At 63.8% G+C, this 20,435-nt stretch carries 22 protein-coding genes; 14 read left to right on the top strand and 8 right to left on the bottom strand.

Features of this window, described 5'->3' with window-relative positions:
• The first annotated feature begins 11 nt into the window (after positions 1 to 11).
• From GGQ99_RS12815 to GGQ99_RS12805, 3 genes are all read left to right on the top strand, one after another.
• On the top strand, positions 12 to 284 hold the full coding sequence (locus GGQ99_RS12815; protein ID WP_055974952.1) for an usg protein: 273 nt from the start codon (positions 12 to 14) through the stop codon (positions 282 to 284).
• 101 nt (positions 285 to 385) lie between these two features.
• Complete coding sequence (locus tag GGQ99_RS12810) at positions 386 to 1,513, top strand: phospholipase effector Tle1 domain-containing protein (RefSeq protein WP_183262815.1); 1,128 nt, start codon at positions 386 to 388, stop codon at positions 1,511 to 1,513.
• 169 nt (positions 1,514 to 1,682) lie between these two features.
• Positions 1,683 to 2,783, top strand: coding sequence for a branched-chain amino acid ABC transporter substrate-binding protein (locus GGQ99_RS12805; RefSeq protein ID WP_425486804.1), 1,101 nt, complete (start codon positions 1,683 to 1,685; stop codon positions 2,781 to 2,783).
• 100 nt (positions 2,784 to 2,883) lie between these two features.
• Here GGQ99_RS12805 and GGQ99_RS12800 read toward each other — a convergent pair whose 3' ends face one another.
• The 3 genes from GGQ99_RS12800 to GGQ99_RS12790 all read right to left on the bottom strand — a co-directional run bounded on the left by GGQ99_RS12800 (position 2,884) and on the right by GGQ99_RS12790 (position 4,283).
• Positions 2,884 to 3,285, bottom strand: a complete 402-nt coding sequence (locus tag GGQ99_RS12800; protein WP_108606379.1) for a type II toxin-antitoxin system VapC family toxin — start codon at positions 3,283 to 3,285, stop codon at positions 2,884 to 2,886.
• 1 nt (position 3,286) lies between these two features.
• On the bottom strand, positions 3,287 to 3,541 hold the full coding sequence (locus GGQ99_RS12795) for a type II toxin-antitoxin system Phd/YefM family antitoxin (protein ID WP_108609662.1): 255 nt from the start codon (positions 3,539 to 3,541) through the stop codon (positions 3,287 to 3,289).
• A gap of 79 nt (positions 3,542 to 3,620) precedes the next feature.
• Positions 3,621 to 4,283 (bottom strand): YggS family pyridoxal phosphate-dependent enzyme, encoded by a 663-nt coding sequence (locus tag GGQ99_RS12790; RefSeq protein ID WP_183262814.1) that lies wholly within the window; start codon positions 4,281 to 4,283, stop codon positions 3,621 to 3,623.
• Positions 4,284 to 4,425: 142 nt separating this feature from the next.
• Between GGQ99_RS12790 and leuS the strand changes: the two genes are divergently transcribed.
• From leuS to GGQ99_RS12775, 3 genes are read left to right on the top strand one after another with little or no spacing between them, the layout of a single operon-like run.
• Positions 4,426 to 7,044 carry a leucine--tRNA ligase gene (gene leuS / locus GGQ99_RS12785; protein WP_183262813.1) on the top strand — a complete coding sequence of 873 codons (2,619 nt, stop codon included), beginning with the start codon at positions 4,426 to 4,428 and terminating at the stop codon, positions 7,042 to 7,044.
• A complete protein-coding gene (gene lptE, locus GGQ99_RS12780) occupies positions 7,031 to 7,591 on the top strand; it encodes an LPS assembly lipoprotein LptE (RefSeq protein ID WP_108606382.1) in 561 nt (186 codons plus the stop codon). The genes leuS and lptE overlap by 14 nt, the downstream gene beginning before the upstream one ends.
• A gap of 24 nt (positions 7,592 to 7,615) precedes the next feature.
• The gene (locus tag GGQ99_RS12775; RefSeq protein ID WP_183262812.1) at positions 7,616 to 8,746 is read left to right on the top strand and encodes an AAA family ATPase; all 1,131 of its coding nucleotides are present in this window, start codon (positions 7,616 to 7,618) and stop codon (positions 8,744 to 8,746) included.
• Positions 8,747 to 8,751: 5 nt separating this feature from the next.
• Here GGQ99_RS12775 and GGQ99_RS12770 read toward each other — a convergent pair whose 3' ends face one another.
• Positions 8,752 to 9,639 carry a DMT family transporter gene (locus GGQ99_RS12770; RefSeq protein WP_183262811.1) on the bottom strand — a complete coding sequence of 296 codons (888 nt, stop codon included), beginning with the start codon at positions 9,637 to 9,639 and terminating at the stop codon, positions 8,752 to 8,754.
• Between the two features lie 132 nt (positions 9,640 to 9,771).
• Here GGQ99_RS12770 and GGQ99_RS12765 point away from each other — a divergent pair, with 132 nt between their 5' ends.
• Positions 9,772 to 10,209, top strand: a complete 438-nt coding sequence (locus GGQ99_RS12765; RefSeq protein ID WP_055974929.1) for an Lrp/AsnC family transcriptional regulator — start codon at positions 9,772 to 9,774, stop codon at positions 10,207 to 10,209.
• Between the two features lie 64 nt (positions 10,210 to 10,273).
• Here the strand turns inward: GGQ99_RS12765 and fsa are convergent, their stop codons facing one another.
• Positions 10,274 to 10,927 (bottom strand): fructose-6-phosphate aldolase, encoded by a 654-nt coding sequence (gene fsa / locus GGQ99_RS12760; protein WP_055974926.1) that lies wholly within the window; start codon positions 10,925 to 10,927, stop codon positions 10,274 to 10,276.
• A gap of 90 nt (positions 10,928 to 11,017) precedes the next feature.
• Here fsa and GGQ99_RS12755 point away from each other — a divergent pair, with 90 nt between their 5' ends.
• Positions 11,018 to 13,201: a primosomal protein N' gene (locus tag GGQ99_RS12755; protein ID WP_183262810.1), complete on the top strand. Its 2,184-nt coding sequence runs from the start codon at positions 11,018 to 11,020 to the stop codon at positions 13,199 to 13,201.
• Positions 13,202 to 13,206: 5 nt separating this feature from the next.
• Here GGQ99_RS12755 and GGQ99_RS12750 read toward each other — a convergent pair whose 3' ends face one another.
• From GGQ99_RS12750 to GGQ99_RS12740, 3 genes are read right to left on the bottom strand one after another with little or no spacing between them, the layout of a single operon-like run.
• Positions 13,207 to 13,725 carry an SAM-dependent methyltransferase gene (locus GGQ99_RS12750; protein WP_183262809.1) on the bottom strand — a complete coding sequence of 173 codons (519 nt, stop codon included), beginning with the start codon at positions 13,723 to 13,725 and terminating at the stop codon, positions 13,207 to 13,209.
• 44 nt (positions 13,726 to 13,769) lie between these two features.
• On the bottom strand, positions 13,770 to 14,222 hold the full coding sequence (locus GGQ99_RS12745) for a PIN domain-containing protein (RefSeq protein WP_183262808.1): 453 nt from the start codon (positions 14,220 to 14,222) through the stop codon (positions 13,770 to 13,772).
• Positions 14,219 to 14,470 (bottom strand): type II toxin-antitoxin system Phd/YefM family antitoxin, encoded by a 252-nt coding sequence (locus GGQ99_RS12740; RefSeq protein WP_210307843.1) that lies wholly within the window; start codon positions 14,468 to 14,470, stop codon positions 14,219 to 14,221. Before GGQ99_RS12740 ends, GGQ99_RS12745 begins: the two co-directional genes overlap by 4 nt.
• 188 nt (positions 14,471 to 14,658) lie before the next feature.
• Here GGQ99_RS12740 and GGQ99_RS12735 point away from each other — a divergent pair, with 188 nt between their 5' ends.
• The 6 genes from GGQ99_RS12735 (at position 14,659) to GGQ99_RS12710 (ending at position 20,401) form a co-directional block, all read left to right on the top strand.
• Complete coding sequence (locus GGQ99_RS12735) at positions 14,659 to 15,054, top strand: AGROH133_08824 family phage infection protein (RefSeq protein ID WP_108606389.1); 396 nt, start codon at positions 14,659 to 14,661, stop codon at positions 15,052 to 15,054.
• A gap of 238 nt (positions 15,055 to 15,292) precedes the next feature.
• On the top strand, positions 15,293 to 15,853 hold the full coding sequence (locus tag GGQ99_RS12730; RefSeq protein ID WP_108606390.1) for a F0F1 ATP synthase subunit delta: 561 nt from the start codon (positions 15,293 to 15,295) through the stop codon (positions 15,851 to 15,853).
• On the top strand, positions 15,853 to 17,382 hold the full coding sequence (atpA, locus tag GGQ99_RS12725; RefSeq protein ID WP_108606391.1) for a F0F1 ATP synthase subunit alpha: 1,530 nt from the start codon (positions 15,853 to 15,855) through the stop codon (positions 17,380 to 17,382). The genes GGQ99_RS12730 and atpA overlap by 1 nt, the downstream gene beginning before the upstream one ends.
• Positions 17,383 to 17,398: 16 nt before the next feature.
• Positions 17,399 to 18,283, top strand: coding sequence for a F0F1 ATP synthase subunit gamma (locus GGQ99_RS12720; protein WP_108606392.1), 885 nt, complete (start codon positions 17,399 to 17,401; stop codon positions 18,281 to 18,283).
• Positions 18,284 to 18,348: 65 nt separating this feature from the next.
• Positions 18,349 to 19,896 (top strand): F0F1 ATP synthase subunit beta, encoded by a 1,548-nt coding sequence (atpD, locus tag GGQ99_RS12715; protein ID WP_108606393.1) that lies wholly within the window; start codon positions 18,349 to 18,351, stop codon positions 19,894 to 19,896.
• Between the two features lie 106 nt (positions 19,897 to 20,002).
• A complete protein-coding gene (locus GGQ99_RS12710) occupies positions 20,003 to 20,401 on the top strand; it encodes a F0F1 ATP synthase subunit epsilon (RefSeq protein ID WP_055974902.1) in 399 nt (132 codons plus the stop codon).
• Positions 20,402 to 20,435 lie beyond the last annotated feature (34 nt).

Below are 20,435 nucleotides of genomic sequence, written 5' to 3'. Positions count from 1 at the left end.
GAAGGCTTGCGATGCGCGACACTTCTGAACTGGAACTGATGCTGAAGGGCTACGGCCTGACGACAGCTGAAATTCTCTACCATCTGCCTGACCATCCGCACGTGCTGCAGACATATATCTGGCAGGACTACGACCTGGCGCCGAAATTCCCAATCCTGTTCGGCTTCATCGAGTTCTGGAGGGCCAAGCTCGACGGCCCGCTGCATTCGGTGCACTACACCCATCGCAAGCTGATCGCGCCCAACGAGTGGCGCAAGGTGGATGGCGAGTTCCTCATGCACTAGGCGGACTGCCGGTTAACCTTGCGCGGCCAATTGTGCGCAGGCGGGCGTGCGTCGCATGCTAGTATCCGCCGTCGGTGGAGTGACAGTCGGCGGGAGGCGGCATGTCTCAGGCAAGCGGCGCTTGGGTTCTGATCTTTTCCGACGGCACCGGGCAGCGTGGCGTCCGGGCCGACGAGATCGAGCAGGTCGGCGATCGCCAGTTCAAGAACACCAACGTCTTCCAGATGTATTCGGCCATCGACGGCAGGCCGGGCATTCGCGCCTTCTACGATGCCGGGCTCGGCGCACCGGAAGCAGGTGAGTGGAACTGGACGCGCACCCTGCGCAACCTCTGGAGCAAGGCCACCGGCTGGGGCATTACCGCAAACATCGTCGATTGCTATGAAGCGCTGATGTTGGATTGGCAGCCCGGCATGAAGATTGGGCTGTTCGGCTTTTCCCGCGGCGCCTACACGGTGCGCTGCCTCGGCGGCGTGCTGGCGACATGCGGGATCGCGACCACAGATCGCGGCGGGCCGATATCGCGGGACAAGGACGGCGCCGGCGCAAAGCGGCGAAGGGCCATCGCCGACGAAGCCGTCAGCGCCTACAAGATCAGGGACAAATCCGAGCGGCAGAAGGCCGGTTCCGACTTTGGCGCCAGATACGGTGCAGCACCCGTCGTTCCCGATGTGATCGGCGTGTTCGACACGGTCCGTGCGCTCGGGCTGCCGGGCATCATGAACATGGTGAACCCCTACAAGCACGCGTTCCACGACAACGAACTGTCGGTACGCGTGCCGGTCGGCTTGCATGCGCTCTCCATCGACGAAAACCGCAGGGCGTTCGCTCTGGTGCCTTGGGACGAGGTCGATGCCGACGGCAGGGCGTCGGGCCAGGTCGTCGAACAATGCTGGTTTCCGGGCGTGCATTCCGACATCGGCGGCGGATATGACGACGACGACAACCTGGCCAAGCTCAGTCTCGGCTGGATGCTCGAGAGGCTGCGCAGCTTGTCCGGCCTCGATTTTCCCATCGCAGTCGAGCTCGAGGGAAAGGTGCTTGGCCTCGCGCATGACGAGCGTACGGGGCTGGGTGTCTTCTGGCTGCCGGGAGCGCGCTCCATTCAAGGCAAGGAGGTCGACGTCGACAGGCTGTGCGTCGATATCGAGCAGCGCTTCGACGGCTACAGTCCTCGCTACAGACCGGGCTCGCTGAGCCGGCATCCGCGGGTGCGGCGCTACTTCTGACGCGTGGTTTCGTCGCTGCCGGTGGCCTGTGACAGACGCTGGCACAAATCAATCGCGGGCGATGTGGCCACTGGGCTGATTGCAAGCAGGTCCCGGGACGGGTATTCCGCCACAAGAACTTCCGCTGTGCCCTCGAGGCTTGCGGGTTAAAGGGAGAGTTACGATGAACATGAAGATCCTAGCTGGCGTCTCGCTGGCTGCTTTGCTTGCCTTTGGCTCTGCAGCACGCGCCGACATCACTATTGGCCTTGTCGCGCCGCTGACCGGACCGGTCGCCGCCTATGGCGCCCAGGTCAAGAACGGCGCCCAGGCGGCCGTCGATGCCATCAACGAGAAGGGCGGCATCCTCGGCGAGAAGGTCGTGCTGAAGCTCGCCGACGATGCGGGCGATCCCAAGCAGGGCGTTTCGGCTGCCAACCTGCTGGTCGGCGAAAGCGTGCAGTATGTGGTCGGTCCGGTGACTTCGGGCGTCGCGATCCCTGCTTCGGACGTGTTTGCCGAAAACGGCATCCTGATGGTGACCCCGACTGCGACCGCACCTGATCTCACCACCCGTGGCCTGACCAACGTGCTGCGCACATGCGGCCGCGACGATCAGCAGGCCGAAGTCGCCGCCGCCTATGTGCTCAAGAACATGAAGGACAAGCGCGTCGCGGTCATCGACGACAAGGGCACTTACGGCAAGGGCCTGGCGGATGCCTTCAGGGCGGCGATCAACGCCGGCGGCCTGAAGGAAGTGCAGCAGAACTCGCTGACCCCGGGTGAGAAGGACCTTTCTGCCCTCGTCACGCGCATCAAGGCGGACAATGTCGACGTGATCTACTTCGGCGGCTATCATCCCGAAGGCGGTCTTCTGGCCCGCCAGCTGAAGGACGGCGGCGTTAATGCCGTCATCATCGGCGGCGAAGGACTCTCCAACACCGAGTTCTGGGCCATCGGCAACGAGGCTGCGGCCGGCACGCTGTTCACCAACGCGTCCGACGCGCTGAAGAACCCGGCTTCGGCCGACGCCGTCAAGGTTCTCGAGGGCAAGGGCATCCCGCCGGAAGCCTTCACGCTCAATGCTTATGCCGCGGTCGAGGTGCTCAAGGCTGGTATCGAGAAGGCTGGCAAGGCGGACGACACGGCAGCAGTTGCCGCGGCGCTCAAGTCGGGCGAGCCGATCGCGACAGCCATCGGCAACCTGACCTACGGCGAGAGCGGCGACCTGACCTCGCCGAGCTTCTCGCTGTTCAAGTGGGAAGGCGGCAAGATCGTCGCAGCCGAATAAGCCACTGCGAAATTGCTTGAAGAGGCCGGGGCGCAAGCTCCGGCCTTTTGTACATGCGCGGACTATGGCCCGTTCTGTCCAGGCAGGCCCGTGAGTCAGTCTACAGGGTCCAGGGGTTAAGCAGCGGAACGCTGATGCCGTCGAAATCGGCGACGTTTCGTGTCACAAGAACGAGATCGTGAGCCAGCGCCGTGGCGGCAATGAGCGAGTCGGCGCTGCCTCTTGTCCGTCCGGCAGTCAGCCGGCCCCAAGTCAGCGCAACCTCCTCGGTTATCGGGAGAATTCGTTTTTCGTTGTCGTGGCGCAATTTGCGCAACCATAGTTCCAGGCGTCTTGCCCGTTCTGCGTCCTGCTGCTGCAGCTTGATGATGCCGCGTTCGATCTCACCTATGGTGATGACGCTCAAGTTGACCGAATACGGGTCGATCGTGGCAAGCCAATCCGTGGGCTTTGGAAGCCGCCTTTGTACATCGGAGACAATGTTCGTATCGAGCAGGTACATATTATAGCTCGATATCGCGGATCATGTTGTCTGGACGACGCTCGACCTCCGCTGCAAACTCTTCGTCCCAAGTTGGACCGGTCAGCAGGTATTCAGCAATCGATTTCCGCTTGCCCGCAAGCTTTTCGTACTCTTCCGTCGAAAGCACCACTACAGCCGGCTCGCCCCGCACCGTCACTGTCTGCGGTCCCTCGTTGCGGGCACGTTGGACGAGCTTGGAGAAATTGTTCTTGGCGTCCTGCAGATGCCAGTTCATGGTCATCACCTAGCTAGCTTGGCTAGCCAGAATATAGTGCAAGATACCGACCGGTTCAACGGACTCCTGAATTGCCGTCCTACCGGCTGCCGAAGATCGCCGAGCCGACGCGGACACTGGTGGCGCCGAATGCAACTGCAAGTTCGTAGTCGCCGGACATGCCCATCGACAGCTTTTCGAGGCCGGCCTCGCGCGCCAGTTTTTCCAGCAGCGCGAAATGCGGGCCGGGATTCTCGTCGGCTGGCGGGATGCACATCAGGCCTTCGATGGCCAGGTGATGGACCTCGCGGCAGCGCTTGACGAAGGCCATCGCCTCGCGCGGCTCGATGCCGGCCTTTTGTGGCTCGGAGCCGGTGTTGACCTGCACGTAGAGCTTTGGCGACCGACCCTGGCGCTCGATTTCCTTGGCAAGCTCCGCTGCGATCTTCTCGCGGTCGACCGTCTCGATGACGTCGAACAGGGCGACGGCTTCCTTGGCCTTGTTGGACTGGAGGGGGCCGATGAGATGTAGCTCGATGTCGGGGAATTCGGCCTTCAGTTCAGGCCACTTGCCCTGCGCTTCCTGGACGCGGTTTTCGCCGAAGGCGCGCTGGCCGGCTTCGATGACAGGGCGGATGTGCTCGGCGTCGAACGTCTTGGACACGGCCACGAGCGTGGCGGAGCCGTCCGGCCGGTTGGCCTCGCGCTCGGCCGCACCTATCTTATGCTTCACCAGGGTGAGTTGTTCGACCGAGCTTTCCATACTTTGGCCCTGCTGCTTTTTGCCCGCCCCCGGCCTGCCGGAGTTGACGGGTCCGGGAATCCATGGTGAACACCCGGCAACGATTTCCTGAACCGCGGGTTTTCGCCCCGGTCCACGCACGCTTTTAAGTGAAAAACATCCGATGGCAACCGAACGATACAATCCGCGCGCATCCGAACCCAAATGGCAGAAGGCCTGGGGCGAGGCAAAACTCTTCGAGACGAAGAACGACGATCCGCGGCCGAAATATTACGTGCTCGAGATGTTCCCCTATCCGTCGGGGCGCATCCACATGGGCCATGTCCGCAACTACACGATGGGCGACGTCGTCGCGCGCTATCGCCGGGCCATGGGCTGCAACGTGCTGCATCCTATGGGCTGGGACGCCTTCGGCATGCCGGCGGAAAACGCCGCGATGCAGAACAAGGTCCACCCCAAGGCCTGGACCTACCAGAACATCGACACGATGCGGACGCAGCTGAAGTCGATGGGCCTGTCGCTCGACTGGAGCCGCGAGTTCGCGACCTGCGACGTCGACTACTACCACCGCCAGCAGATGCTGTTCATCGACTTCGTCGAGAAGGGCCTGGTGACGCGCAAGTCGTCCAAGGTCAACTGGGACCCCGAGGACATGACCGTGCTCGCCAACGAGCAGGTGATCGACGGGCGCGGCTGGCGTTCGGGCGCGCTGGTCGAACAGCGCGAGCTGACGCAGTGGTTCTTCAAGATCACCGACTTCGCTCAGGACCTGTCGGATGCGCTGGAAGGCCTCGATGAGTGGCCCGAGAAGGTCAAGCTGATGCAGCGCAACTGGATCGGCCGCTCGGAAGGGCTGCTGATCCGCTGGCCGCTGGCGGCCGGCACCGCACCTGCGGGCGAGAGCGAACTCGAAGTCTACACGACGCGGCCCGACACCATCTTCGGCGCCTCGTTCATGGCGATCTCAGCCGATCACCCGCTGGCCAAGAAGGCTGCCGAAAACAAGCCTGAGCTCGCCGCCTTCATGGAAGACGTGCGCCGCATGGGCACGTCGGTGGCTGCGCTCGAGACCGCCGAGAAGAAGGGCATGGACACCGGCATCCGCGTCGTCCATCCGTTCGACGAGAACTGGACGCTGCCGGTCTATGTCGCCAATTTCGTGCTGATGGAATACGGCACCGGTGCCATCTTCGGCTGTCCGTCGGGTGACCAGCGCGACCTAGACTTCGCTAACAAGTATGGCCTGCCCGTGGTGCCGGTGGTGATGCCGGAAGGCGGCGATGCCGCGACCTTCCAGGTCACCGAGGAGGCCTATACCGACGACGGCGTGATGATCAATTCGCGCTTCCTCGACGGCATGAAGCCGACGGACGCCTTCAACGACGTCGCCAACCGGCTGGAGCAAATCTCGATCGGCAATCGGCCTATGGGCGAGCGCAAGGTGCAGTTCCGCCTGCGCGACTGGGGCATTTCGCGCCAGCGCTACTGGGGCTGCCCGATCCCGATGATCCACTGCGACGATTGCGGCGTGGTGGCGGTGCCGAAAGCCGACCTGCCGGTCAAGCTGCCCGACGACGTCGAGTTCGACCGTCCGGGCAACCCGCTCGACCGTCACCCGACCTGGCGCCATGTCGCCTGCCCGAAATGCGGCAAGGATGCGCGCCGCGAGACCGACACGATGGACACCTTCGTCGATTCGTCGTGGTATTTCGCGCGCTTCACCGCACCCTGGGAGAACGAGCCGACGGATCCGAAGGCCGCCAATGAATGGCTGCCGGTCGACCAGTATATCGGCGGCATCGAGCATGCGATCCTGCACCTGCTCTATTCGCGCTTCTTCACCCGCGCGATGCGCGAGGCAGGCCACCTGAACATTGCCGAGCCATTCAAGGGCCTGTTTACGCAAGGCATGGTCGTTCACGAGACCTACAAGGGGCCGAACGGCTGGGTGACGCCCGTCGAGATCAAGATCGAGGAAGCTGACGGCAAGCGCCGCGCTTCGCTGCTCTCCGACGGCACGCCGATCGAGATCGGCTCGATCGAGAAGATGTCGAAGTCGAAGAAGAACGTGGTCGACCCCGACGACATCATCGCCAGCTACGGCGCCGACACGGCGCGCTGGTTCATGCTGTCGGATTCGCCACCCGAGCGCGACGTGATCTGGACCGAGGCCGGTGTCGAAGGCGCGCACCGCTTCGTGCAGCGGGTCTGGCGCCTGATCTCCGAGTCAGCCGATGCGCTGGCGAAAGCCGACGCCGAGGCATCGGCGGAAGGCGATGCAGCCGTTGTGTCGAAGGCTGCGCACAAGGCGCTGAAGGCTGTAGGCGAAGACATCGGCAAGCTCGCCTTCAACAAGGCGGTGGCGCGCATCTACGAATTGTCCAACACGCTGCAGGGGCCCATGGCCGACGCTGCCGCCGGCAAGGCATCAACGGAGATGGTCTCGGCCTTGCGCGAGGCTGTCGACATCCTGATCGTGATGATTGCACCGATGATGCCGCACCTGGCCGAGGAGTGCTGGGTGGCGCTCGGGGGCCAGGGCATGGTCGCCGACCGGCCGTGGCCGAAATTCGATCCCGCGCTCATCGTCGACAACGAAATCACCTATCCGGTGCAGATCAACGGCAAGAAACGCGCCGATTTGACAATCGCCCGCGACGCAGATCAATTGACCGTCGAAAAAGCGGCGCTGGCACTGGAAGCAGTGCAGAAGGCGCTGGATGGAAAGTCGCCGCGCAAGGTGATCGTTGTGCCGCAGAGGATCGTCAATGTCGTTGCCTGATGCGCGAAATTCTGCCGGTTCGGTGCGCGTTGCTGCACGTCTGGCCCTCCTGGCCGCGCTTGCACTGGCGTCTGCCTGCACGGTGCGTCCGCTCTATTCGGACGGCCCGGCGTCGGCAGGCGTCGAAGCCGGCACGGCGACGCAACTGGCCTCGATCAATATCAAGCCGGTCAACACCCGCTACGGCCAGGAAGTCCGCAACCACCTGATCTTCATGTTCAATGGCGGGGCGGGCCAGCAGGCCGCAGCGCCCTACACGATGGATCTGGCGGTCGCGGCGCTTACCGAGTCCTCGCTGCTGGCCGAAGTCACCAGCAAGGACGACGAGCCGACTGCGGGTGCGGTGACGCTGACCGGCACCTATGTCATCACCGACAAGACCGGCAAGCGCATCGCCGCGGGCAAGCGCAACGTCTCTGCATCGTTCGACCGGCCACGCCAGGAATTCGCGCGGATGCGCGCCGAGCGCGACGCCGAGAACCGTGCGGCGCGCGAGCTTGCCGAACTGCTCAGGCTGGCCATTGCCCAGGACATGTCGAAGGGCTGAGGCCCTTTTACGGAAGGTCGGTCGATGCGGCTGACATCCTTTTCGGCCGCAGGCTACCGCTCGCTGAGAGCGATCCGGCTCGACATCGGCCAGGTCAGTGTCTTCGTCGGCGAGAACGGGGTGGGCAAGTCCAACCTCTACCGCTCGCTGCAACTCATCCAGGCATCTGCCGAGGGAACGCTGGCCCGCGAAATCGCGGGCGAGGGCGGGATGGGCTCGGCGCTGTGGTCGGGAAAAAGGCGCGCCGGCCAGCCGGTCCGCGTCATCATCGATGCCGAGTTCGTCGACGACGAAACGGCGGCGAAATACACCTACAAGGTCGAGATCGGCCTGCCGCCGCCCGTTTCGGCCGGCTTTGCCTTCGAACCGCACGTCAAGGAAGAGACGCTTACCGTCGAGGCCGGACGCCGCCCGGTCGAGATGATGACCCGCAAGGGGCCTGCAGTGTTTGCCCGCGACGGCGACGGACGCCGGGTCGAACACACCGAACGCGTCCTCAATTCTGAAACTGCGCTTGCGCTTCTGGGTGGAGCGGGGCGCTATCCCGAGGTCGGCGACCTGCGTGCAGCGGTTGCCGGCTGGCGCTTCTATCATGGCTTTCGCACCGACGCGGATTCGCTGGTGCGCCGCCCGGCGCTGGCGACGACGGCGCCGATGCTCGACGAGGACGGCGCCAATCTCGCCGCCGTCTTTGCGACGCTGCGGCACATCAGGGAAGATACCGTCGATCTCGACCGCTGCATCGCCGAGGCGCTTGGCGGGGCGCTGCTAGATGTTCCGGTGCCGGGCGAAACGGCGACCTTCGGGCTTGTGCTGCCGGAGTTTCCGCAGCGGGTGTTCCGGCCGCAGGAGCTGTCGGACGGCCAGATTCGGTTCCTGGCGCTGGCAGGCGCCTTGATGTCCTACCGGCTGCCACGGCTCATCGCGCTCAACGAGCCGGAGGCGAGCCTGCATGTGCGCATGCTGCCGGCACTGGCCGACATGATCGCCCGCGCGGCCGAACGGACGCAGGTCTGGGTGGTCACGCATTCGCGCGAACTGGCCGATCTCGTGCATGAGCGCACCGGTTCGCGGGCGCTGACGGTCGTGCGTCTGGAGGGTGCCACCATGATCGAAGGCATGCGGACGACCGGGCTGATGCCGGAGGACGACTGAGGCGTTTAGGCTTGCGCAACGCGAGGCCTCGCCAGCGACCAGCCGAGCGTCATCCCGGCAGCGGCGATCAGGATGGCTGCGGCGCCGAGCAGTTGCAGCGGCTGCAGGCGATGGCCGAAGGCCAGGAAGTCGGCCAGGATCGCCACGACCGGATAGATGAAGGACAGAGCGCCGACGAGGTTGGTCGGCAGCTTCTGGATCGCGCCGTAGAGCAGGATGTACATCACGCCGGTATGGATGACGCCGACGGCGATGAGCAGTGCCCAGGTGCCGGCGTCGGTGGGGAGATGGCCGAAGTTGGCGAAGGGTGCGAGCATCGCGATGCCGACCGTTACCTGGATCAGCGCGATCAGATGCGGCGGCACGCCCTTGAGCTTCTTGGTGATGATGGCGGCAATCGCGTAGAAGAAGGCAGCGCCCAGCGCCAGGAGGATGCCTGAGAGATAGTCGGTCCCGGTGGTTGCACCTGATTTTGCCTGGACGATCATCAGCATGCCGCCGAAGGCGATGCCGAGCCACGCCAGCTTGGTCAGCGTCAGACGCTCGCCGAAGAACATCGCTCCCAGAGCCACCAGCATGAAGGGCTGGGTGTTGTAGACGGCGGTGGCTATCGAGATCGAAGCGCGTGGAAAGGCGGCGAACAGCAGGATCCAGTTGGAGACGATGGCGACGCCGCCGATGGCTGCATAGGCGATCTGGCTGCGCGACATCACCTCAGGCCGGAACAGACCGAGCGCCGCACAGACGATCAGCAGCGTGACCGCGCCAAAGGCGCAACGCCAGAAGACCACGTCCATGACCGGCTGGCCGGACAGGACGACGAGCAGTCCGATGGTTCCCGAAATCACCATTGCAGCGGTCATTTCGACGGTTCCGCGCATCTTGTCCGACATCTCGCAGCCCTTTCTGTTCAGGGCTGTATTTTTACGCTCATGGTCTGCGGGAATATATGGATATCAGAAGGCGTTTGTTTGGATTCTCCTAATCATGTAAGGTGGACGCTGAAAAATGCCTAAGAGGATTGCATGCTGGACGATCTGGACAGGCGCATCGTCGAAATCCTGGTCGACGATGCCAGGATTTCGCTCAAGGAACTGGCGCAGCGGGTGAACCTGTCGTCGCCGAGCACGTCGGAGCGGTTGCGCCGGCTTGAGGAGCGCGGGGTCATCCGCGCCTTCACGGTCGACATCGACCCCCAGGCACTCGGCTATACGCTGCAGGCGATCGTGCGCATCCGGCCGCTGCCGGGCAAGCTGCATCAAGTGCAGAAGCTGATCGAGGACATCGCCCAGTTCTCGGAATGCGACAAGGTGACGGGCGACGACTGTTTCATCGCCAGGCTGCACATCCGTTCGATCGACGAGCTCGATAAAATCCTCGACCAGATCACCGACAAGGCCGAGACCAACAGCTCGATCGTCAAGGCGCAGCCGGTGAAGCGGCGCCTGCCGCCGCTGGCCTGACCGGCAAGGGACACAAAAAAGCCGGCGCTTGTGGCGCCGGCTTTGGTCGGTCCTTTCGGAAGGATCAGCCGATCTTCTGGCCGGTCTTGGCCCAGTCGGCCAGGAACATCTCGAGGCCCTTGTCGGTCAGCGGGTGCTTGACCAGCGCCTTCAGCGTTGCCGGCGGGATGGTGGCGACGTCGGCGCCGATGAGTGCGGCGCGCTTGACGTGCTCGGTCGAGCGGATCGAGGCGGCGAGGATCTCGGTGTCAAAGCCGTAGTTGTCGTAGATGTGGCGGATCTCGGCGATCAGTTCCATGCCATCGACGGCCATGTCGTCGAGACGGCCGATGAAGGGCGAGATGAAGGTGGCGCCGGCTTTGGCGGCGAGCAGCGCCTGGTTGGCGGAGAAGCACAGCGTGACGTTGACCATGCGGCCTTCCGAGGTCAGCGCGCGGCAGGCGCGGAGGCCGTCGAGGGTGAGCGGCACCTTGATGCAGATGTTGTCGGCGATCTTCGACAGCACCGCCGCTTCCTTCATCATCTCGGCATATTCGGTGGCAGCGACTTCCGCCGAGACCGGACCTTCGACGATGTCGCAGATTTCCTTGGTCACTTCGGCAATGTTGCGGCCGGACTTGAGGATCAGCGACGGGTTCGTGGTGACGCCGTCGAGAAGGCCGAGCTCATTGAGTTCGCGGATGTCCTTCACGTCGGCGGTGTCGACGAAAAACTTCATGGGGTTCTCCTTGGCAATGGAAGGGTGCCTGTGGGGCACAGCACTTGTCGGCCTTTGCTCTAAACCAAGTTCGGGGCAAGGTCACGCGTCATGACCGCCGATTCGCCAAGAACCAGGGCCGCCCCCGTGCTGGTGCCGATGCCGGCCGAGCGCGCCTATTCCTATGCCGTCCCCGACGGCATGCAAGTGGTGCCCGGCTCGGTCGTGCGCGTGCCGCTGGGCCCGCGCGAAGTGGCCGGCATCGTCTGGGACGGTCCGGTCGAGGCGGTCGATCCGAAGAAGCTCAGGCCGATTGCCCATGTCTTCGATTGCCCGCCGATCACCGACCAGATGCGCCGCCTTGTCGACTGGATCGCGCACTATACGCTCTCGCCACCCGGCATGGTGGCGCGGATGATCCTGCGGGCGCCGGAGGCCTTCGATCCGGAGCCTTGGACGGAAGGCCTCAAGCGCAGCGACGGCGAGCCCGACCGGATGACGGCGGCGCGCGCACGCGTGCTCGAGATGGCGAATGACGGCATGGCCTGGACCCGCTCGGGACTGGCGCATGCCGCCGGTGTCTCCTCGACGGTCATCGACGGGCTGAGGGCGCAAGGCGTGTTCGAGACGGTGTTGATCCCGCCGCGGCCTGTCGTGGCGGCGCCCGACACCTCCTATGCCAGCGCCGAGCTCACCAACGACCAGCAGACGGTGGCGAACAGCCTGCGCGGCCAGGTGGAGGCCGATCGCTTCGCAGTCACCCTGATCGACGGCGTCACCGGTTCCGGCAAGACCGAGGTCTATTTCGAGGCTGTGGCGGCAGCGCTCGACAAGGGCAAGCAGGTGCTGATCCTGCTGCCGGAAATCGCGCTGACCCAGGCCTTCCTCGAACGCTTCCAGAACCGCTTCGGCGCGAAGCCCGCGGAGTGGCACTCGGACCTGCCGCCGAGGATGCGCGAGCGTGTCTGGCGCCAGGTGGCGGAAGGCGGCGTGCGGGTGGTTGCCGGCGCCCGCTCGGCGCTGTTTTTGCCGTTCAACAACCTTGGCCTGATCGTCGTCGACGAGGAGCACGACCCTGCCTACAAGCAGGAGGACCGGGTCTTCTACAACGCCCGCGACATGGCCGTGGTACGTGCCCATATCGGCGGCTTCCCCGTAGTGCTGGCCTCCGCCACGCCCTCGGTCGAAAGCCGGGTCAATGCCGAGCAGGGCAAGTATGCGCGCTCGGTGCTGTCGGCGCGCTTTGCCGAGGCGGCACTGCCCAAGCTTGCCACCATCGACATGCGGCGTTCGCCGCCGGCGCGCGGCGGTTTCCTGTCGCCGATGCTGCTCGCCAAGATGCGCGAGACGCTTGGCCGGCAGGAGCAATCGCTGCTGTTCCTCAACCGTCGCGGCTATGCGCCGCTGACGCTGTGCCGGGTCTGTGGCCATCGCTTCGGCTGCCCGGTCTGTTCGGCATGGCTGGTCGAGCACCGCTTCCGCGGCCAGCTCATCTGCCACCATTGCGGCCACAACGAGAAGCGCCCCGAGGCCTGCCCGGAATGCGGCACCTTCGATCATCTCGTCGCCTGCGGGCCGGGGGTCGAGCGGATTGCCGAGGAGGTCGTCTCGCATTTCCCCGATGCACGTACCATCGTGCTGTCGTCGGACATGCTCGGCGGGGTCAAGCGGTTGCGGCTGGAACTGGAGGCGATCGCCAACGGCGAGGCCGACATCGTTATCGGCACCCAACTGGTCGCCAAGGGCCACAATTTCCCCAACATGACGCTGGTGGGCGTCGTCGACGCCGATCTCGGCCTCGCCAATGGCGATCCGCGCGCCGCCGAGCGCACCTATCAGCTTTTGTCGCAGGTGACGGGCCGCGCAGGGCGCACGGGCAAGAAGAGCCTGGGCCTGCTGCAGACCTTCCAGCCCGACCACCCCGTCATGCGGGCGATCGTCTCGGGCGATTCGGAAGCCTTCTACGAGCGCGAGATTTCCGAGCGCGAGAAGGCAGCGCTGCCGCCCTTCGGCAGGCTCGCGGGCATCATCGTCAGCGCGGCGACACGGCCCGAGGCCGAGAGCCATGCGCGCGGACTCAGGCGCGCAGCACAGGTTGCGCAGGACGTCCATGTGCTCGGTCCGGCGGAGGCGCCCCTGGCCCTGATCGGGGGACGCCACCGCTTCCGGCTGCTGGTGCAGGCTGACAGGAAGGCTGACATCCAGGGCTACATCCGCGCGCTACTGGCAGCCGGGCCGAAGGTGCGCGGATCGGTGCGGGTCCAGGTCGACATCGACCCGCAGAGTTTCCTGTAGGCGGATCAGGCCGGGGGCGACGCGACCATGCCGAGCAGCGGCGGCTTCGGGCTCGGACCGTACATCGTCCTTTCCAGCGTGTAGCCCGCAGCCTTCAGGCGCACGGCGATCGCGTGCTCTATGGTCGGGATCTGGCCGGCGCTTGGCGGCTCGAAGAACAGGAACAGTCGGCCCCCAGGGGTGAGCAGGGAACTGATCACCTTGAGCTCGCGCGCGGCCTCCAGCCAGAACAGGCTGACGTTGATGGCGAAGACCTTGCCGAAGGCGTGACCGGGACCAGACCAATCCGCCAGGGCGGCTTGAAAGAGCGCCGCCTTGCCGGAAGCGATCGATGCCCGGACTCTCTCCTCCGCCGAATTGACGGCACTACCGGACCGGTCGAGCCCGGTGATGTGGCCATCGACCAGCAGAGGGGCGATCTCGGCCATGGCGACGCCGCGGCCGCAGCCGATTTCCAGCAGGCGGTCGCCCGGTTCGACTTCGAGATGGCCGATCGACCAGGCAATGCGTTGAGGTATGGCCATGGTCCTACCCTGGTGTCGCGGCGGGCGCTGCGAGGGCAAATATACTACTCGCCCGGCAACGATTCGAATGGATTGATATGCGCGATGTCGAGCGGCTCGAAGTGTCTGCCGTTCGCGGTTAGCAACAAGAGGCCGTGCGCTTGGGCTGTTGCTGCTATCAACACATCGGCCAAGCCGGGGTGACGGCCGCGAGCAACCGCTGTATCTTCCATCGCACCGGCGATCCTTGCAACTGAAGCATCGACGGCCAGTAGGCGATCACCAAAGCTGGACAGCAGGGAATCCAGCCATGTGGCCAGCCGATCGGCTCGCGCGATGCCGCCAAAGCGTCGCAACTTACAAATATCCTTCTCCACTTCGGCGACGGTAATGCTGGATAAGTACAGCGTCCGAGCCTCGCCCTGCGCGGTCATCCAATCCGAGATTTCCGGAGAGGTCGCTTTTCTCTCCGGAGCGAACGCCGACAGGACGGACGTGTCCAGCAGGAAGCCTGTCACAGATCAATCTCGCGCATCGGCGAGTCGTTGCGCTCAAACTCCAGCCCTCCGGGGAAGCTCATCAAAAATGTCCCGAGATTGGGTTTTCGATTTGGGTAGAGTCGTTCCGCGTCGCCGACAGGGATAACTACAGCCGCTGGCTTGCCGTGTTTGGTGATAATGGTCGGCTCGCCATTCTCGGCCGCTTCAACTACCGCAGAAAACCCGGCTTTCGCTTCGCGAACCTGCATCTTTTTCACGGGGGCCATCCTTGTAGTTACACGTAGTCATAATATAAACGAGGCGAAATAAAAATGCCAGTGCGTGCCTGGAAGGCTGGTGGCGGACAGGCTTCGCGTTGCGCGCGTTCGCAGGTTATGATCGCCGCGTATTCGCGGCCGGTTCAAAGTGCTAGTGCTTCCGAAGGGACGCGAGGCGCACTAGCCGAGGGGGAAAGATGGAGTTCGCATTTCCGTGGCCGATGAGCCAGGGCGAGTGGTTGGCTTGGAGCTCGGCAGCGGTGACGCTGCTGTTCGGCGTCATCCTCTTCTTCGCCCCGAGGATCGCCTTTCGCCTGCTCAGGCTGCAGGCTCGCCCCGACAATCCCGAAGCGATCGCCCAGGGCCGCGCCACCATGGCGGGCTTCTTTCTCGGCGTCGGCCTGTGCGCGATCCTGCTCGCCCAGCCGTGGCTCTACATGGCGCTCGGCGTGTCGTGGCTGTTCACCGCCTTCGGGCGGATCGTCGCCATGATGTCGGACGGCGCCAACACCCCGTACAACTGGGTAGCCATCGTCATCGAACTGGGTCTGGCGGTCCTACCCCTGGGGTTTGTTTTCGGCTTCTGGCCGTGAATCGCCGTCCGGCAGCAGCCTCAATGCCCAAGATGCGACAATAGTGCCTGAAATGGCTGTTAGAGGACGTGTTGCGGTCCTCAAAAGCCTGTGCTAGACGGCAATCGACTTTCGGCCGGGGGGATGCGGCTGCCGCTAGCTCCGGGGTCAAAAAACGCAGTAAGGTCAGAGATTTAGCTAGAGTCAAACGCTCGCGCCAACAATCTTGCGGCCTGTCAGACAAGAGAAAAGACGGTCCGTGGCCCAATCTTCCTCGCCAATCTCCGGTGTTGCTGAGCGTTATGCTGGATCGCTGTTCGATCTCGCGCTCGAAGCAGGCGCCGTTGCAAAGGTAGAAGCCGACCTTGGTCGTTTCGCCGCTCTGCTTGATGGCAGCGCCGATCTCGACCGCCTGATCAAGAGCCCGGTCTTCTCCGGCGAAGACCAGGAAAAGGCTATCTCGGCGATCGCCGACAAGGCCAAGATCACCGGCCTGGCTGGCAACTTCCTTCGCCTCGTGGCGCGCAATCGCCGCCTTTTCGCCCTGCCCGGCATGATCAAGGCGTTCCGCCAGATCGCTGCCGAGCATCGCGGCGAGACTTCGGCTGAAGTGACCTCGGCGCATGCGCTGACGGCAGCCCAGGAAACGGAACTCAAGGCAGCGCTGAAAAGCGTCGCCGGCAAGGATGTGGCGATCTCGGTCGCCGTAGATTCTTCGCTGCTCGGCGGCCTGATCGTGAAGATGGGCTCGCGCCAGATCGATACGTCGCTCAAAACCAAACTCAATTCGCTCAAGCTTGCACTGAAAGAGGTCGGCTGATGGACATCCGCGCCGCGGAAATTTCCGCAATTCTGAAAGACCAGATCAAGAATTTCGGCAAGGAAGCCGAAGTTACCGAAGTCGGTCAGGTTCTGTCGGTGGGCGACGGTATCGCCCGCGTCTACGGTCTCGACAACGTCCAGGCGGGCGAAATGGTCGAGTTCCCCGGCGGCATCCGCGGCATGGCGCTCAATCTTGAAAGCGACAACGTCGGCGTCGTCATCTTCGGTGCCGACCGCGACATCAAGGAAGGCGACACCGTCAAGCGTACCGGCTCGATCGTCGACGTCCCGGTTGGTCCGGAGCTGCTCGGCCGCGTCGTCGACGCGCTCGGCAATCCGATCGACGGCAAGGGCCCGATCAAGGCCAAGGAACGTCGCCGCGTCGACGTCAAGGCGCCCGGCATCATCCCCCGCAAGTCGGTGCATGAGCCGATGTCGACCGGCCTCAAGGCCATCGACGCCCTGATCCCGGTCGGCCGCGGCCAGCGCGAGCTGGTCATCGGTGACCGTCAGACCGGCAAGACCGCGATCATTCTCGACACCATCCTGAACCAGAAGGCGATCCATCAGTCCGGGCCGGACAAGGAAAAGCTTTACTGCGTCTACGTCGCCGTCGGCCAGAAGCGCTCGACCGTCGCGCAGTTCGTGAAGGTGCTCGAAGAGCGCGGCGCGCTCGAATACTCGATCATCATCGCGGCCACGGCTTCCGATCCGGCGCCGATGCAGTTCCTGGCTCCGTTCGCCGGCTGCGCCATGGGCGAATACTTCCGCGACAACGGCATGCATGCGCTGATCGGCTATGACGATCTGTCCAAGCAGGCCGTCGCTTATCGCCAGATGTCGCTGCTGCTGCGCCGCCCGCCGGGCCGCGAAGCTTACCCGGGCGACGTTTTCTACCTGCACTCGCGTCTGCTCGAGCGTTCGGCCAAGCTGAACGACGAAAACGGCTCGGGTTCGCTGACCGCACTGCCGGTCATCGAGACGCAGGCCAACGACGTCTCGGCTTACATCCCGACCAACGTGATCTCGATCACCGACGGCCAGATCTTCCTCGAGACCAACCTGTTCTTCCAGGGCATCCGTCCTGCCGTGAACGTCGGTCTGTCGGTGTCGCGCGTCGGATCGTCGGCCCAGATCAAGGCGATGAAGCAGGTTGCAGGCTCGATCAAGGGCGAGCTCGCGCAGTACCGCGAAATGGCGGCGTTTGCGCAGTTCGGCTCCGACCTCGATGCAGCTACCCAGCGTCTGCTCAACCGCGGTGCGCGTCTGACCGAGCTGCTCAAGCAGCCGCAGTTCTCGCCGCTGAAGACCGAAGAGCAGGTCGCCGTGATCTTCGCCGGCGTCAACGGCTACCTCGACAAGCTCGCCCTCAACAAGGTTGGCAAGTTCGAGCAGGGCCTGCTGGCTTACATGCGCTCGGAAGGCAAGGACGTCCTCGACGGCATCCGTACGGAGAAGGCGCTCAGCGACGACCTCCGCGGCAAGCTCAAGGGTCACATCGACGCTTTCGCGAAAAACTTCGCCTGACACTGACGGATAAGGCATGGCCTCGCTAAAAGACCTCCGCAACCGTATCGCCTCGGTCAAGGCGACGCAGAAAATCACCAAGGCGATGCAGATGGTCGCCGCGGCGAAGTTGCGTCGCGCCCAGGAAGCTGCGGAAGCCGCGCGTCCCTACTCGCAGCGTATGGGTGCGGTTCTCGCGAACATCGCCCAGGCTGTTGGTGGCGGTGGCGATGCTCCGGCGCTGATGACCGGCACCGGCAAGGACGACGTGCACCTGCTCGTCGTCTGCACCGCCGAGCGTGGCCTGTGCGGCGGCTTCAACAGCCAGATCTCGCGTCTGGCTCGCGACCACGTCCGCAAGCTCCAGGCCTCGGGCAAGACGGTCAAGATCATCACCGTCGGCAAGAAGGGCTACGATGTCCTGCGTCGCGACTTCGCCTCGCTGATCATCGATCGCGTCGAACTGCGCGATGCCAAGCAGGTTGGTTTCGTCCATGCCGACATGATCGCCAAGAAGGTGATCACCCTGTTCAACCAGGGCGCGTTCGACGTCTGCACGCTGTTTTATTCCGAGTTCAAGTCGGTGATCAGCCAGGTTCCGACCGCACAGCAGGTGATTCCGGCTGCGGCTCCGACGGTCAGCACTGATACCGCCACCAGCGGCGGTGCTGTCTACGAATACGAGCCTGAGCCGGGCGAAATCCTCGGCGATCTCATTCCGCGCAACATCTCGGTGCAGATTTTCCGGGCGCTGCTGGAAAATGCTGCTGGTGAAATGGGTGCCAAGATGAGCGCGATGGACAACGCCACGCGCAATGCAGGCGACATGATCAACAAGCTGACGATCACGTACAACCGCCAGCGTCAGGCCCAGATCACCAAGGAACTGATCGAGATTATTTCGGGCGCCGAAGCGCTCTAGCCGCGTGATGGCTCGCCGCAAGGCGGGTCCGCGTGAAACAACGAACGGACACAGAGGTTAGAACGATGGCTAAAGCAGCTACTCCGAAAGCCGCTCCGGCGGCGGAAAAGGCCCCGGCAGCAAAGAAGGCGGCGCCTGCCAAGGCAGCCGCTGCCAAGGTCGAAAAGTCGGCGGTCGTCGCCACGGGCGCTGGCCGCGTTTCGCAGGTCATCGGCGCCGTCGTCGACGTGCAGTTCGACGGTGAGCTGCCGCCGATCCTGAACGCGCTCGAGACGATGAACGGCGGCAACCGCCTGATCCTCGAAGTGGCGCAGCACCTTGGCGAAAACACCGTCCGCTGCATCGCCATGGACATTTCAGAAGGCCTGGTTCGTGGCCAGGCCGTCCGTGACACCGGTTCGCCGATCATGGTTCCGGTTGGCGACGAGACGCTCGGCCGCATCATGAACGTCATCGGCGAGCCGGTCGACGAAGCCGGCCCGGTCAAGACCAAGTCGAAGCGCGCCATCCACCAGGAAGCGCCTGCCTATGTCGACCAGTCGACGGAAGCACAGATCCTTGTCACCGGCATCAAGGTCGTCGACCTGCTGGCTCCTTACGCACGCGGCGGCAAGATCGGCCTGTTCGGCGGCGCCGGCGTCGGCAAGACCGTTCTGATCCAGGAACTGATCAACAACGTCGCCAAGGCGCACGGTGGTTACTCGGTGTTCGCCGGCGTCGGCGAGCGCACCCGCGAAGGCAACGATCTCTATCACGAAATGATCGAATCGGGCGTCAACAAGGACCCGCACGAGAACAACGGCTCGACCGAGGGTTCGAAGTGCGCCCTGGTGTTCGGCCAGATGAACGAGCCGCCCGGTGCGCGCGCCCGCGTCGCCCTGTCGGGCCTGACCATCGCCGAGCATTTCCGCGACCAGGGCCAGGACGTTCTGTTCTTCGTCGACAACATCTTCCGCTTCACGCAGGCGGGTTCGGAAGTGTCGGCTCTTCTTGGCCGTATTCCTTCGGCCGTGGGCTATCAGCCGACGCTGTCGACCGACATGGGCCAGATGCAGGAACGCATCACCACCACCAACAAGGGTTCGATCACCTCGGTGCAGGCCATTTACGTGCCCGCCGACGACTTGACCGATCCTGCGCCGGCGACCTCGTTCGCGCACCTTGACGCGACGACCGTTCTCAACCGCGCGATCTCGGAAAAGGGTATCTACCCGGCCGTGGATCCGCTCGACTCGACCTCGCGCATGCTCGATCCGCTGATCGTCGGCGAAGAGCACTATTCGGTCGCCCGTCGCGTCCAGGAAATCCTTCAGCGCTACAAGTCGCTGCAGGACATCATCGCCATCCTGGGCATGGACGAGCTGTCGGAAGAGGACAAGATCACGGTTGCCCGCGCCCGCAAGATCGAGCGCTTCCTGTCGCAGCCGTTCTTCGTCGCCGAAGTGTTCACCGGTTCGCCCGGCCAGCTGGTTCCGCTCGAAGACACGATCAAGAGCTTCAAGGGCCTGGTCGACGGCGAGTACGATCACCTGCCGGAAGCTGCCTTCTACATGGTTGGCGGCATCGACATGGCGATCGAGAAGGCCCAGCGCCTGGCTGCGGAAGCGGCATAATCATAAAAGCCGCAGCGCGGGCCTTGAGGTCCGCGCTGTTGCACCGATGACTGCCCTTTCGTGGGCAGGTCTGCTCGGAACTCCGTCCAAGCATTTGTGAGACACCATGGCTGAAGCATTCAAATTCGAACTGGTCTCGCCCGAGCGTCTGCTCGTTTCGGAGCAGGTCGAGTCCGTCGTCATTCCCGGTGCGGAAGGCGAAATGACTGTCATGGCTAACCATGCGCCCGTCATGACCACGATCAAGCCGGGCGTCGTGACGGTGAAGGCCGTCGGCGGCAAGGAAGAACGCTACGTCGTGTTCGGCGGTTTCGCCGATATCGTTCCGGCTGGCTGCACGCTGCTTGCTGAATCGGCAACGCCGGTAAAGGATATCGATCGCGCCGAATTGCTGCGCCGTATCCAGGAAGCTCGCGAAGACGTGTCGGATGCCAAGGACGACCAGGTTCGTACCAAGGCGGAATCGTACCTCAATCACCTGTCGACACTGGAAGCCGCGATCTGAGGCCGCTTGCCCAGCGTCGGTAAATTATCAAAAG

This window comes from Aminobacter niigataensis (assembly GCF_014200015.1).
In the GTDB taxonomy this organism is placed as follows: Bacteria; Pseudomonadota; Alphaproteobacteria; order Rhizobiales; family Rhizobiaceae; genus Aminobacter; species Aminobacter niigataensis.
This window is presented reverse-complemented; position numbering and strand designations above follow the sequence as displayed.